Here is a 14,191-nt window from a genome sequence, read left to right as displayed (position 1 = left end):
AAATGATAAAAAGTTAAAATAGAGTATTCAGCGAAGAAAGAAGGGTTTTAGTTTGTCAAAAGAAAACAGGCATCTCATCTTCGATTTATCAATTGGAAAAACAAAACCAGAAAGCATTGTTAATAAAGAAACTTCATGTCCGTTTTGTGATGTAGAAAATCTTGAGGGGATCTTTGAGAAAAGAGGCTCTATCATTTATTTGCAAAATAAATATCCTACTCTTTATAACACCGATCAGCGACTAATCATTGAAAGTGATATTTGTGATTCGGATTTGTCTCAATACCCTAAGGGACATGCTACGGAACTCATTACCTTTGGAATTGAGAAGTGGCTTGAATTAAAAAGAAGAGGGGACTTTGCTTCCGTACTTTTTTATAAAAATCATGGTCCCTTATCAGGAGGGACCATCGCACATCCACACATGCAAATTGTAGGTTTGAAAGAGGTTCGATACGAGGAAAATATTCGTCAGGACATGTTTGAAGGATTACTAATTCATAAAATAGAAGAGGTCGAATTTAATCTTTCCACACATCCGAAAATGGGCTTTATTGAATTTAATATTCTCTCCGGAAACAAACATTCCTTTGGTGAGATGACAGAGTATATTCAGCGTGCCATTGACTTTATTTTAAATCATTTTCCATTTAATTGTAGGAGCTATAACCTATTCTTCTATGAGACGGACGAGTCGATTATTGCTAAGGTCATTCCAAGGTTTGTCGCCAGCCCTTTGTATATAGGCTACACAATTCCTCAAGTTCCTCATGAATTGGAGCCAATGATAGAGATGATCAAAACAGTATTTCCAGAATTGAAATAGTCACAAAATGAGCTCCTTCTTTTTATAGAAGGGGCTCGTTTCCATTACTTTATTTCAACCCATGGAAGGGGACGATCAACGAGTTTAGGAGGGCACGGCTGAATTCCGAGAAAGCAGTTTAGGTCTACTGTAATACAATGATCCGTTTTTATGAGAGAATAAACTTCTTCCATTTCGTTAGTTGGATACTCATCCATATCAATGCCTTTAAGTAATCTTAATGTTGCACAGCAGCTATCCTTTTGAATATTTTCTAATCTGAAGAAGATGGTGCCATGAGAGTCTATATGTGCTTCAAAGGGGTCACTATTTTCTTTTGAAAATAATAAAAAAGGGATGGTATCGACTTTATCTGTGTTGCAAATAAATTTAAAGGCTTGATGTGCTAGTCGGTCCTGTTCATCCAATAACTCCTTTAGGAGAGTGCATAAACAGCTTGTATGTTCACATGTCATCATGAAAAAATCCTCCCTTCACCTTCATCCTATTCCTATCTTATTTTTCTTTAGGTGATTGGTGTAGTGCATATATAACGGATTAAAGAAATTCCATATAAAAACGTATCTCCTTTGAAGCTTTTCTTGCCCTCATTTCTGCTTCCTCCAGTGAATCTCCAATAGCCATCACATACCCATAGCGATGCCCCATTGAAGTAGGGGGACGTAGTATTTTGCCTTTTTTAGGCTTAATAAATACCTCTTTAATTCCCTCTATTTTTTGAGCACGGTTTCTTCCTGTTACTTTTAAAAGCTTGCCTACTCTTTTTACAGTCATATAGTGAGTGTAAACGGTTCGTTCCCACTTTCTAGTAATGTTTAAGGGCTTTTTTAAATAGATTCGTAACGTTTCTTCAACCAAACTAATTCCAAAGGCTTCATAAATCATCTTATTCATGGCACTACCTGAGATGCGGGGGTTGATTTCGATTAACTTCCATACCCCATTAACTAATCGCATCTCAACATGACAAGTCCCGTTTTTAAAATGAAGGTCCTTCATGAGTTGGTGAATGGTTTGAATAAGTGCTTTGTCATGATGAACGGATGAAACACTGTATCCAGTCACAATGAAGCGTTTGTCCAGTGTAACCTCTTGCTTGACGACAGCCACAACTGTAGGTTTTCCATCTTTGATGACAACTTCTATTAAGTATTGAGGTCCATCTAAATATTCTTCCATAAGAAGGGCAGAAGGTTTTTTCCGTTTCATTCGTTCTATTCCTCGTATTAATCCTTTTTCATCATGAATAAGATAAACGTCCTTTGATCCATTGGAGATAGGCGATTTTAATATCAATGGAAAAGAGATTCTTTTTAGTTTTTTTATGGAGAAAGGAGAAGAAATGCGATTAAATTCAGGGGTGTAGTCTTTATCTTTCAGCTTTTCGCGCAGGGTAGATTTATTAAGACAGAGTGTGATGGGAGTTAATGTGATAGATGATTGGCAATATTCGTTTGAAAATCGTGCTGCAGTGTATACATAGGCATCAAGAAAACTGATAATACAAGCGATTTTATTCCCTTTGTTCATGATAGAGTCAATATTCTCTTTTATTTCCTGTTTATCTAAAAGATTTACAAAGTACATCTCATCGACATCTGTAAAGCTTTCTCTGTCTCTAATGAATTTCTTTCGATTTGTAAACAGAATGGTTGTATACCCAAGCTTTTTCCCAGCCTCAATTCCATCACGAGAGGAGCCTGATCGATTGGAATCCAGGAAAATAATACATTCTTTCATGAAACATTCGCTCCTTTCGAGTCTGTCATTCACTGTTAATACTATATGAATGAAGGAAAGGAGAAGTTTGGGCAATAAAAGCCCTATTGTTTCTTTTTATTTACTTTGGGTTTTTATTTATGTCTGTTTTCGTAAACTTTGTGGCTATTGATAAAGCGAGTAGTAGTTGATTTCCGCTCACCACCTGGCACACACTGGTTGACAGAACCATTAACAGACTAAGTATAAAACAACAATCTTTGCGAAAAAAGCCTTATTTATTTAGTTGAATAACAACAATAGCACGTAAACAGACTTTGAAAAGAATAAGCGAAATCATCAAGGAATCAGCCTACACCAGCAGATGTATCTGAGAATAAACTGTACGGTAAAGCATTGCTCGTTACCAATTGGGATTTTTATATTGAATACTAATATGAAGGAGCGTACCTTGAATGAAGTCAATCATCTTTATTGAAACGACTAAATCAGGGTCAAGTAGGGAAGCAATTAAGACGGCAGAGAGACTCGGATTTTATACCGTATTGTTTACTGAAAGACCTAACTTTATTGCGAAACGTGAAGAGTTTCCTGATGTTCATTATATGAAACTATGTAACCTTCAAGACATAGGGGAATTGAGAAAAGAAGTGAAAGCCCTCCTTTTTAAAGGAATAGAGGTTACGACGATCATAAGCTATGTTGATCCGTTTAGTTATACTGCTTGTTTATTGGCAGATGAGTTTGGTGTGAATCATTTTTCCACTGAAGGAATGAAAAATATTCAAAATAAAATCCATTCTCGCCACATCATGAAGGATTCAACTCTGTCTCCTTCCTATTGGACCATCCATACAAAAGAAGAAAAGGTGGCTCTTGAGGATGAAATCGTCAAAAAGCTACCATTGATTATGAAATCTCCACAATCCACAGGATCTAAGGATGTATATAAAATAGAAACTCTAAATGATTATCATAAATCTTATAAGTCATTAAGCAAGAGATATGAAAATGTTCCAATATTATTAGAAGAATTTGTTCCTGAACCTCAGTATCTTATTGAAGTTGTCGTTTATCAGGGGAACGTTCATATTATGGCAGTGATTAAGCAAGACATTCACTTTCATCGTCGCTTTATCATTATGGGGTATCAGCTGATACTCAATCCTGAAAGATGCTTCCTGAAGGGAATAAAAAAATCGATAGAAGAGATTATCTCTAAGCATGGTTTAGAGACAGGCTCTTGTCATTTGGAGCTTAGACAAAAAGGGGATGAGTGGAAGCTTATTGAAATCAATGCACGTATTTCGGGTGCAGGTATGAATAATATGATAAAAGCAGCATATGGAATTAACCTGGTAGAACAAACGTTGAAAATGGCTTTGGGTCAGAAGCCAGAATTAAAACCAAAATTTAAAAAACATGTGTATATGCAATATGTGACTGTTGAAAAGGAAGGTACCTTATTGAAAGTAACAGGGAAAAAAAGAGCAAGGTCTTCAAATGGAGTAGCTGAAGTGTACGTGAAGCCACGAAAGGGCTCCATTATCACACCACCTCTCTCCATGGGACATCGTTATGCATATGTAACCGCCGTAGGTGATACAGCAGAAGAGGCAGAAGCAAACGCGAAACAAGCAGCTTCTGAAATTCAATTTTGGATTGAAGAATCCCCAGAGGAATCTATTACAACCGTTATTAAGTAATGGTGTATTCTAAGAGTTTTCTGCTTGTGTACTTTCAGTATTGTATCAATTGATTTTTGTCACTAATGTTCTTATAGATGGTGAGGGGAACGGAGAAGACTTATTGGGAAGTACGGGCGTGCCTAGACCCCGGAAGCGGAGCAGCTCCCCTCACAATCAAGTACATACTAGTTTTCAAAGCTAAAAAAAGATCGGGAAGCTGTTACCTCCCGATCTTTTTTTAAGTTAAATTTTTTCTAATATGCTCGACTGTATCGACCATCTTTAAACCACTAGCTCCTTTTACAAGGATGGTCCAGTTCGGTTGAATTGTTGCAAGAAGTTTAGCGTGGAGTTGGTCTATCGCAGTTCTAGGGAAATGGAAAATCTTATTTTTAAACATCCCGGCCTCCCTAGCTCCAACTCCAATATTTTTTGAAATATTTCCGTATGTGAATAAGTAATCAATCTTGTTCTTCACAACGTATCTTCCAATTTCTTTGTGTACTTCTTGGTGTTGATCTCCAAAGCCCGGCATTGATCCTAAGACCGCTATCTTTTTCTTTCCTTCAAATTCTGCCAGGACATCTAGAGCTCCTTTGACAGCATCGGGGAATGCATGAACTGTGTCATCAATAAGAGTAATGCTACGTTGGAGATGAAACACCTCTAAGCGATGACGAGGCTTCTTTACTTCGTTCATTCCTTGGATGATTTCTTGTGGAGTAAAGCCCAAAAGGTCGGCAACGGCAATGGCAAGAAGGGCATTATAGACGTGAAACTCTCCATGATAAGGAATAGAGATTGTATGGTCTTTATTTCCTAACCTAATTTTAAAAGAGATTCCGTCCAGGGAATATTGGACATTTTTTGCTTGATAGTGGGATGGAGTGTGGATACTGATGGTTTTAATCGTTCCTTTAAAATTTTGAGTATGAAGGAGTTTTGAATGGGTATCATCTCCATTTAAGAATAAATGACCGTCAGGAGACATCCCTTTAATAAGCTCGGACTTGGCAGCGGCAATTCCTTCGATTTTCCCATCAAAGTTTCCGGCATGTGCCATGCCTATATTGGTAATCGCACCGATATTAGGTTGAATGATTTTACAATGTTTTTCAATAACTCCTGGGTAAGCCATGCCATATTCAAGAACGATTGCCCTGTGAATAAAATTGATCTCTTCTTGATGCTTTTCAGTATGGTCTGTTCGATTCCAATAGTCGCTTGATTCAAAAATAATCCACCGAGTCCGTAAAATAGAAGCTATAAAAGATTTGGTTGTTGTTTTCCCGGCACTTCCTGTGACGGCGATAATAGGTCTTTCAACGGTATAGTCAATACTCAACGTGTTTCCTCCTTTCACGCTTTTACATGAGCATTTGCTAAATAAATACAGTACTGAATCGTATTTTTAACAACATCCATTTCAAGGTAGAAGGTAGGGGGACAACCTGGACGCCAGTTCACTTCATAAATCCAAATTTTCCCGATATCATCAAGGGCGACATCAATTCCTAATTCATCAATCGATTCTGAATAGTGTTCCTGTTGAAGATCATCCATATGATGGGCCAGAACCAAAGAAAAATGTTCAAGGTATCGTTTAATATTGAAATAGTCATCGCCAAACTCTTGTTTTAAAAACGGAACAAGGTAATTCATTGAGCCCCCATTATTAATATTAGAGACGATGGTTCCGAGAGCGCCAATTCTTGGATAAACCGAAGTGATCACCCAATTCCCTTCTCCATTTTTTTGAACATGAAGGCGAAAATCATATACGTTGCCACCCTTTGTTCTGCAATTAATATAAGGTTGAACAAGAAAGTCCTCTTGTCGCAAATGTTCTTCTATAAAGCTCCTTAATTCATCATAAGAAAGTTGCTCTTCAATGGTGTCAATTAATACTCTAAAGTCATTCCCAACTCGTTCGATAAATACAATGCTTTGTCCTTTTCGACCATTTACTGGCTTGAAGACAATTTTTCGATAGGAATCTAAAAAGGAAAAAAAGTGTCGTGTTCCCTTTAAAACCTCCGATGGAATTAAGTATTGCTTTAGTTCACCAGCTTCTTTTAAACGATGATAAACAGCCATCTTATTTCCAATAGAATGAGTGGTAAAGGGTATTTTTTTCTTTAACTTATTAATGATGTCACTGGATTTAGCCAGTTTTTCAGGACTGCCTGTATTGTAAATGACGTGGGGAAAAGGTGTCGTCACTTCTTCCCACTTTCCATCGTTATACATATATCCAGTTATGGTCTTCGTTTTAAAATCAACCCCACTTGGGGAAAAGTAAACCATTTCAGTTCCTTCTGCTTTCGCGATAGCTCCGTATGCATACGCTTTTATGACGCTATCAGGGTGTTTTCGATGATGAAGCATCCCTATACGAATCAAAGGATTAACCTCCTTTTTTAACGGTTTGTTAATGCTGTTCCTTTCATTGATATGCTAGACTTTGTCAGTGTAGGAAAACGGACTCCTAAGCATATCCTCTTAGAAAATCAACCATAAGCGTTAACATAGCCTTTTTTTGAAAAATATCTTCCTAACTAGTTAATGATGGAAGTCCACTTTTGGTAACGACTCTTGTATTAGAAGAAGCGCCTTTTTTTCTGAAAGGCTTTTTGTAAAGTTCGTTGTTTTATAACATGAGATCTGCCCCAGGCTCTGTCAACTGTTACGTGTCAGATGGTGAGGGGAGCTGCTTCGCTTGCAGCTAGCGTTCCGCCTAGCCTCCGGGGCTCTCCATGCCCCAACTTTCGCAGGAGTCTACACAGTTCCCCCCAATCGAACAGTTTCATAGTTTCCAATCAAAAACGAGTAGAATAGCAGGAAGGTGAGTTCCCTCAGGAGCACTGCCACGAGGATGCTCACCGCTTGCCCCGCGGAAAGTGAGCATCCTGCAGCGAAAATCAACTACTACTGTCTTCTCTGAAATAGTCCATTTTTTCAAAAAACCTTTGAATACACAGATTACAAACAAATGGCATTCCACAACAATCGATAAAAATATTTTGTATGCCCTCTGAAACAAATTTCGAGCCCGAAGAGTATAAGGTTTCCTGTTTTGTTTGTGACTATGGCTGGGGCACCTTGAGCTTTTTCAAAACTTGGCCAGTAACCACATAGTAGGGACTCAGGATCTTTGGAATAGGAAGCTATTACGTTCATATTCTCTACATTAGAAAACCAAGCCGGACGATAGACAAATCCGAGATCATCTTTGTCATAACCAAGAGTCAAATTACTTTCTTCATAATGAATGTTTAATAGGGCATTCTCATTCCACCCACTCGTGTGTACCTTAACGGGACTAACCTTTAACGTTGTAGTAAGAGCTTTGGCAGCACCTGCTCCAATTCCAATAATCTTTCCTCCTGTTTTTAAAAAGGACTGGATCGTTTGTTGACACATTTCCTGTTGTTGTCTCGAGTTAAGAACAAGCTCTTCATAGGTGGACCTAATGTCTGATGGAGTGTAGAAGAGGTGTTCATATCCGTTATAAATAAGAATGTCGATAGGAGATAAGGATTCTCCTGACAATAAATCCTTCGCTTTTAGTTCTATAAAAGGAATCTCCATCTCTTTTAGTGCCATTTTTAAGCCCGCATGTGCCTTCTTATGAAATAACCCTTCATCAACCAAAATACCAATTTTTTTCACATCATGGTCTACTCCTGTTATAAACTCCAGGGGCATCCCTTCTTGAGTTAATTCTTTCTCTACTAATTTCACTTTTACATGTATGGAATGAAAAATCGTGTAACAGTTTACCCCCGAGTGTAAAGGTAGACTCCAAGAGCAGAACTCTGAAATCTTTTCTTTGCTTGAAGATGCATTCTCACCTTTTGAAAGAAAGCAATAAGCAAGATTACACAAAGACTGGTTCATGGGAACAATAACGGATCCTTTGGGATAAGTAGTATGTCCATCTGTAAATTCTTCTTCTGTCATATAAGTGGTTATTCCGTTTTTCACTAGATGCTGTGTTAATGAATAGAAAGATGAGTGGAGTTCTTTTTTCTCTGTCAGGACAAAGTATCTTGGGAAATGGGAAGAAGGGTGAGTAGGATGATGTCTGTTTATTCCACGATCGTAGAACTTTGTGAGATTTTCTGCCAATTTTTTGTGATGCTTTGCAGAAAATTGAAGGGCGGCGATGATGGATTGGAAATGCCACTCTACACCATCCTCTGTTTTGCTCGGTGTTTCAAGGGTAACCCCAATGGAACCATGTAGCATGGAATAGTTGGTACAGGTAATAGGACTAAAATCATCCCATCCTCTAGTGCCATCTCGGTATGGAATACACGTCCCTTTATGGTTTTTGAAACCTTCTAAAGAGAACTCGTCCTGTTTGGAAACCAAACATGATTCAATATGTTCTGCAAGAGGTAAAGCCCACCTAACGAATAAATCATATTCATAGGAAGAGTTGTGTGGAGGGCCACTTGGTTCGATTAGTCCAATAAAGGAAGTGCTCTTGCTTACATATCCATGGAGATCTAGTACGACAACTGGCTTTTTCTCGACAATCAGTTTTACGATGCTTGCCGTTTCTGGCTGAGACTGTGTAAGGAAATCCCTGTTAAGATCGAAACCTTCTCCATTAAAGCGGGTCTTTTCTTGATAGCCGTCTGGATTACAGCAAACAATGCAATAAATAATCAAATCCTCCAAAAGCCCGAAAGAAAGCTCATTTTCCTCTTCCATTTTTTCAATAAAACGCAGCAAAGCACTCGTCCCAGTCGATTCATTTCCGTGTAAGGAAGCCGTGAGTAAAACAGGTGTCTTCCTTTTAAGTTGGTCTTGTTTGTGAATAGTAAGACACCAGATGACTCTACCTTTAGTAGATTCTCCTATGGGAATTAACTCCATATGGGGGTTGTTTTCTGACTTCATCTTTAAGAGGGCTTCTAGTTTATTGTAAGAAATTTGTGATTGACCCATTCATTTCATACCTCCTTTCTATTTAGTTAATTCAAAAGGGTACAAGCTTGACAGTGTGGATGTCCTTTTTATGAAAAAAAATTGCGTTCACACCTTTTTGAAATTGAGACTTCAGCCGTTTCAAAGGAAGGAACTTGTACATATAGTAGTACATACGAATGAGAGTACGTCATATGTAAAAGGTGATGAAAGTGATTATTACAATAAAAAAAACCACATTTCAAGAACTTTCTCCTCTTATTGAAATGGCCACTAAAGAAGGTATGAGGATCTATGACATAGCAGGATCAGATTGGTTCTGTGCGGTGGTTGATGGGGAACTGGCAGGGTTTGTGTCTTGTTATATCAGGGAGAAACATAAAAAGGCTATCTTCAAAAGCGATTACGTAGCGATCTCTTATCGTCGCCAAGGAATATATAAACAACTATTTGAATACAGGTTGAATTACGCTAAAAAATTTGACGTTACGACCATCACAGCTGCTTGCACTAAAAAATCAATGGGATGCTTTGAATCCTTTGGTTTTATTAAAAACGGTAAGGATTCCAATAAATATAAAGGTGTGGTCATGCATTTGATTAGGGAAGAAGGAGTTGAAGAAAATGAAGGCAATACCTCTTAAAGACGTTCGAAAGCTTGTTAACGGGACAGTCATTCAAGGTTCCGAAGACATGATAATCCAAGATGCAATTGTTTTTCATCAGCATAAGTTAGTTAAAGCAAACTCCTTAGTGTTCATTGATAAAAGAAAAACCATTTCACAAAAGAAATTGAATAAAGTGATTCAACACCAATGTGCCATCGTTACGGATCTTCATCCTGAAGGAATATCCAATATAGAGAATCTACCAATTATAACAGTACAAAATGTACGAAAAGCATTAATGGATTTTGCTCATTACTATCGTGGTTTACTATCGATTCCGGTAGTAGCGATTACGGGGACATGTGGGAAAACAACAACGAGAGAGATGCTGACTCATATAATGGAAGAATCACATACAGTCAGGTCCACCACCCGAAACAATAATCAGCCTCATAAATCTTTTCAATACTTAATGAGTATAGATGAAAACGTGGAAGCAGGAGTATTTGAAACAGGTTTAGGTGGTCCAAATGATTTACATTATCATTGTCAAATTTATCAGCCCACTATTGGAATTATCACGAATATTGGGATCTACCATTTAGATCGCTGTAAAACCTTTGAAGGCTATCTAGCTGCAAAGGCTGAAATGCTAGAAGGATTACAAAACAAAGGAACGCTTCTATTAAATGGAGATGACGATAATATCAAAAAGATAAATTTGGATCATTATAAAGGAAAGATTCACTACTTTAGTATCCATAAGGATTCTCCATGTAAAGCTTCAACTATTTTTTTTACAAAAGAAGGCACAAATTTCACATTACATTTTCAAGGGAAGCGTTATTCTGTGTTCTTACCTGAGTTCGGTGAGCATCAAGTTTATAATGCTTTAGCTGCCATACGTGCTGCCCATGAAATGGGGATAGAAATAGAGCAGTCCATTCGAAAACTACGTTCGTTTAAGAATATTGAAAGGCATTTACAAATTATAAAAGGCATTCAAGGAGCAACCATTGTAGATGATACTTGGAATTCAAATCCAACATCCTTAAAAGAAGCCTTCAAAGTGTTAAAAGTCTTAGCAAGAGGCAAGAAACGCGTTGCTGTCATCGGAGACGTGGATAAACTAGGTGATTATTCAGAAATGGTTCACCGTGATATCGGTGATACAGTTGTGGAGTGTGGCGTAGATACGTTAATTACGTATGGTGAAAATGCCCGGTATGTGGCAGATCAAGTAATTACGAAGAGTAAAAATACAAAAGCGTACGCATTTACCTCCATCGAACAAGTATACGAAACAGTCCTGCTTAATCTTGATCCTGACACATACGTCCTCGTAAAGTGTAGGAAAACCAATAAAGCTTTATTAGAAATGAAAGATAAGTTGATTCAATCTAAAGATGGGGGCGAGGGAATATGAAGCCGTTACACCTCAAGAAAATAATTGAAGTAGTGGAGGGAGAGTTGGTGTTTGGGACGGATGATATTTACGTTGAGGATGCCATTATTTATCACCTTCACCGATTGAAACAAAAGAATTCACTTCTTTTTTTAGATAGAAGAAAAGAGTTTCAGTTTGAAGATGTAAAGTCCTATGAGCCGGTAGTTATTATAACAGACGCTAGATCTATGAAAGAAGAATATAAAAATGCCTTAGCAGTAGTAGAAGTGAAGAATATTAGAACGGCGGTTTTAACATTTGCCCGTTTTTATAGAGGTTTATTTCAAATACCTATTATCGCCATAACAGGCACAAACGGTAAAACAACAACAAAAGATATGGTAGCCCACATATTAACTCAATATTACTCTGTCCAAGGAACGATTAGGAGTCGTAATGCACCAAAGAAATCCTTTCAATATCTTATGGGTATTGACGATGACACAGATGTAGGTGTGTTTGAAACGGGATTAGGAGCACCAGGGAACCTGCGTTATCACTGTGATATCTTTCAGCCTACAATCGGAATCATTACCAATATTGGTGTTTTTCATTTAGATAAATGCAAAACCCTAGAGAATTATATACAAGCAAAAGGAGAAATAATCGATGGCTTAAATAATAAAGGAACCCTGCTTTTGAATAGTGATGATGAGAACATTGCCACTCTTAGCTTAGAAAATTATCGGGGGAAGGTACTATATTTTGGGAAAAAGAAAACCGCAAACTTAAGGGCATCTAATATAGTCATTCATGATGATGGAACTCAATTCACCCTGACCAATAATCAAAAAAAATATCAAGTCCACCTTCCATGTTTAGGTGAGCACCAAGTATATAATGCCATGGCTGCCATAGGAGCAGCGGTTGAAGCAGGTGTTCAAATAAGGTATGCAATAAAAGCACTTGAAACGTTTAATGTATTGGAACGGCATTTACAGATTTTAAAAGGGATAAAGGATTCGACGGTGATTGATGATTCGTGGAGTTTAACACCTGATGCTTTAAAAGCGGCTTTAAAGGTTCTACAATCCATTTCCAATGGACGAAGAAAAATAGCACTTGTTGGAGATATAGGCCGCCTTGGGGAGCATACTGAAAAGTATCATAGAGAGGTAGGAGACATGATCGCAGAGCAAAATATCGATGTTCTTCTCACTTTCGGTCACGCTGCTTTAAATATGGCAAAACAAGTCAGAGAACAAAACAAAAACATTCGTGTATTTTCCTATGTAGATGTAGAAGAGGTTTATATAAAAGTACGTGCTCTCTTAGATTCAGAAAGCATTCTTCTATTTAAATGTTCGAATACGGATAGCGAGCTAGTGAAAATAAAGAATCGATTAATAGATTCTCAGTAAAATATAGGTTGACACCCTTAACCCCTACAATATAAAGGGAGTGATAAAATGAAACCTATCCCTCTAAAGGATATAATCCAAGTCATCAATGGAAGGCTCTTAATAGGACAGGAAGACTTCATGGTTGAAGATGCCATGGTGTTCCATCTTCATCGAATAAAGATGAAAAATACTCTGATATTTTTAGATAAAAAGAAAGAATTTGACATACGAAAAGTAAGAAGATACAAGCCTTATGTTCTCATAACAGACAAAAACGAGGAAGAGCTCAGAGATTGTGAAGCATCTGGCATCATCACAGTGGAAAGCATGAGGAATGCTTTCTGGTCATTTACTCGCTTCTACAGAAAATTATTTAATATACCAGTCATTGCCATCACTGGGACTTGTGGAAAAACCACCACGAAAGAGATCATCTCACATATCCTCTCCTCCTCACATAATGTTGTCTCAACTTTTAGAAGTAGAAACGCTACCAGGAAATCGTTTCAATATTTATTAGAAATCGATGAACATACAGATGTGGGAGTGTTTGAAACCGGGTTAGGAGGTCCAGGTAACCTTCAATACCATTGCGATGTATACGAACCCACCGTTGGAATCATTACAACCATTGGAATCGATCACCTTGATAAATGTAAAACAATTGAAGGGTATATTGAGGCGAAATCAGAGATTGTCGCTGGATTAAGAAAGAATGGCACCCTTATATTAAATAAGGATGATGAAAATACTCAAAAAGTATCCTTAGAACATTTTCAAGGCAAAGTGGTTTACTGTGGTTTCACATCGGAAGCGGATTATACAGCCCAAAACATATCCTACGGAAAAGACGGAATGCACTTCACTTTCGTGTGTCAGAAAAAAGAATACACCAGTTTTGTTTCTGGATATGGTCGTCACCAAATATATAACGCTCTTTTTGCTCTTGCAGCCATTCATACAATGGGTGTAGACATGGAATATGCTGTGGATCGCTTGAAGACCTTTGAGAATCTTGAACGCCATTTACAAATACAAAATGGTGTCAATCGGTCCATCCTCATCGATGATACTTGGAGTACGAATCCCACTTCTCTGGCTGCTGCCATTGAGGTAGTAGAACATGTGAAAAAGGAGGAGGGAAAACAGAAGACGGCTTTATTATTAGGAGATATTGCCTATCTAGGGGAAAAGGAAGAAGAAATTCATCGGGAACTTGGATCATTAATTGCGTCAAAGAGCATCGACGAGTTAATTACAATTGGAAAAAATACAAGAGAATTAGGGAATCAGGCAATTAAGGATGGATTCCAAGGAGCAGTGTGTTCCGTAGATTCTCCACAACATGTCTTAGAATACGTCAAGTCATTAGTAGATGATACGACGGTACTTTTAATAAAAGGGTCCATGATGGATACAGAACTTATGAATCTTGCTCTTGCATTGAAGAAAACTTAAGAGATAGAGAGGGATACAAAATTGCAAACCTATGATTATCTTGTAATAGGGCAAAAGTATCCCTTTTCATTTGAATATTTGCTGCATAGAATCCTCATGTTGGTTTGGCAATTATTACATCCTAAATAGGAGATTCTTTGATGTTATACTGAAAATGTTTGATA

General features: G+C 37.6%; 11 protein-coding genes. 6 read left to right on the top strand and 5 right to left on the bottom strand.

Annotation, left to right across the window (positions count from 1 at the left end; genetic code table 11):
• Positions 1-52: 52 nt before the first annotated feature.
• Complete coding sequence (locus tag IQI_RS11480) at positions 53-826, top strand: DUF4931 domain-containing protein (RefSeq protein ID WP_064092787.1); 774 nt, start codon at positions 53-55, stop codon at positions 824-826.
• Between the two features lie 44 nt (positions 827-870).
• Here IQI_RS11480 and IQI_RS11475 read toward each other — a convergent pair whose 3' ends face one another.
• Both IQI_RS11475 and IQI_RS11470 read right to left on the bottom strand, forming a co-directional pair.
• On the bottom strand, positions 871-1,284 hold the full coding sequence (locus tag IQI_RS11475; protein WP_064092786.1) for a CotY/CotZ family spore coat protein: 414 nt from the start codon (positions 1,282-1,284) through the stop codon (positions 871-873).
• 79 nt (positions 1,285-1,363) lie between these two features.
• Complete coding sequence (locus IQI_RS11470; protein ID WP_064092785.1) at positions 1,364-2,566, bottom strand: ATP-grasp domain-containing protein; 1,203 nt, start codon at positions 2,564-2,566, stop codon at positions 1,364-1,366.
• Between the two features lie 434 nt (positions 2,567-3,000).
• Between IQI_RS11470 and IQI_RS11465 the strand changes: the two genes are divergently transcribed.
• Positions 3,001-4,251, top strand: a complete 1,251-nt coding sequence (locus IQI_RS11465; protein ID WP_064092784.1) for an ATP-grasp domain-containing protein — start codon at positions 3,001-3,003, stop codon at positions 4,249-4,251.
• A gap of 220 nt (positions 4,252-4,471) precedes the next feature.
• Here the strand turns inward: IQI_RS11465 and IQI_RS21045 are convergent, their stop codons facing one another.
• The 3 genes from IQI_RS21045 to IQI_RS11445 all read right to left on the bottom strand — a co-directional run bounded on the left by IQI_RS21045 (position 4,472) and on the right by IQI_RS11445 (position 9,192).
• Positions 4,472-5,578: a UDP-N-acetylmuramoyl-tripeptide--D-alanyl-D-alanine ligase gene (locus IQI_RS21045; RefSeq protein ID WP_156509887.1), complete on the bottom strand. Its 1,107-nt coding sequence runs from the start codon at positions 5,576-5,578 to the stop codon at positions 4,472-4,474.
• A 14-nt stretch (positions 5,579-5,592) separates the two neighbouring features.
• Positions 5,593-6,636: a YheC/YheD family endospore coat-associated protein gene (locus IQI_RS21040; protein ID WP_156509886.1), complete on the bottom strand. Its 1,044-nt coding sequence runs from the start codon at positions 6,634-6,636 to the stop codon at positions 5,593-5,595.
• A gap of 579 nt (positions 6,637-7,215) precedes the next feature.
• Positions 7,216-9,192, bottom strand: coding sequence for a M14 family zinc carboxypeptidase (locus tag IQI_RS11445; RefSeq protein ID WP_064092781.1), 1,977 nt, complete (start codon positions 9,190-9,192; stop codon positions 7,216-7,218).
• Between the two features lie 191 nt (positions 9,193-9,383).
• Between IQI_RS11445 and IQI_RS11440 the strand changes: the two genes are divergently transcribed.
• From IQI_RS11440 to IQI_RS11425, 4 genes are read left to right on the top strand one after another with little or no spacing between them, the layout of a single operon-like run.
• Positions 9,384-9,815 (top strand): GNAT family N-acetyltransferase, encoded by a 432-nt coding sequence (locus IQI_RS11440; RefSeq protein WP_064092780.1) that lies wholly within the window; start codon positions 9,384-9,386, stop codon positions 9,813-9,815.
• Positions 9,796-11,205: a UDP-N-acetylmuramoyl-tripeptide--D-alanyl-D-alanine ligase gene (locus IQI_RS11435; protein ID WP_064092779.1), complete on the top strand. Its 1,410-nt coding sequence runs from the start codon at positions 9,796-9,798 to the stop codon at positions 11,203-11,205. Before IQI_RS11440 ends, IQI_RS11435 begins: the two co-directional genes overlap by 20 nt.
• Complete coding sequence (locus tag IQI_RS11430) at positions 11,202-12,587, top strand: UDP-N-acetylmuramoyl-tripeptide--D-alanyl-D-alanine ligase (protein WP_064092778.1); 1,386 nt, start codon at positions 11,202-11,204, stop codon at positions 12,585-12,587. Before IQI_RS11435 ends, IQI_RS11430 begins: the two co-directional genes overlap by 4 nt.
• Positions 12,588-12,635: 48 nt before the next feature.
• A complete protein-coding gene (locus IQI_RS11425) occupies positions 12,636-14,027 on the top strand; it encodes a Mur ligase family protein (RefSeq protein WP_064092777.1) in 1,392 nt (463 codons plus the stop codon).
• Positions 14,028-14,191 lie beyond the last annotated feature (164 nt).

Origin of the sequence: Rossellomorea aquimaris TF-12 (assembly GCF_001648555.1) — a bacterium.
Taxonomy (GTDB): Bacteria; Bacillota; Bacilli; order Bacillales; family Bacillaceae_B; genus Rossellomorea; species Rossellomorea aquimaris.
The sequence above is the reverse complement of the archived record's forward strand: the minus strand, read 5'-3'. Positions and strand labels throughout refer to the sequence as shown.

Excerpts from the sequence above, each read along its gene's own strand:
- IQI_RS11435 (WP_064092779.1), top strand. The coding sequence starts at position 9,796 with ATGAAGGCAATACCTCTTAAAGACGTTCGAAAGCTTGTTAACGGGACA.
- IQI_RS11425 (WP_064092777.1), top strand. The coding sequence starts at position 12,636 with ATGAAACCTATCCCTCTAAAGGATATAATCCAAGTCATCAATGGAAGG.
- IQI_RS11475 (WP_064092786.1), bottom strand. The coding sequence starts at position 1,284 with ATGATGACATGTGAACATACAAGCTGTTTATGCACTCTCCTAAAGGAG.
- IQI_RS11445 (WP_064092781.1), bottom strand. The coding sequence starts at position 9,192 with ATGGGTCAATCACAAATTTCTTACAATAAACTAGAAGCCCTCTTAAAG.
- IQI_RS11430 (WP_064092778.1), top strand. The coding sequence starts at position 11,202 with ATGAAGCCGTTACACCTCAAGAAAATAATTGAAGTAGTGGAGGGAGAG.
- IQI_RS11470 (WP_064092785.1), bottom strand. The coding sequence starts at position 2,566 with ATGAAAGAATGTATTATTTTCCTGGATTCCAATCGATCAGGCTCCTCT.
- IQI_RS11465 (WP_064092784.1), top strand. The coding sequence starts at position 3,001 with ATGAAGTCAATCATCTTTATTGAAACGACTAAATCAGGGTCAAGTAGG.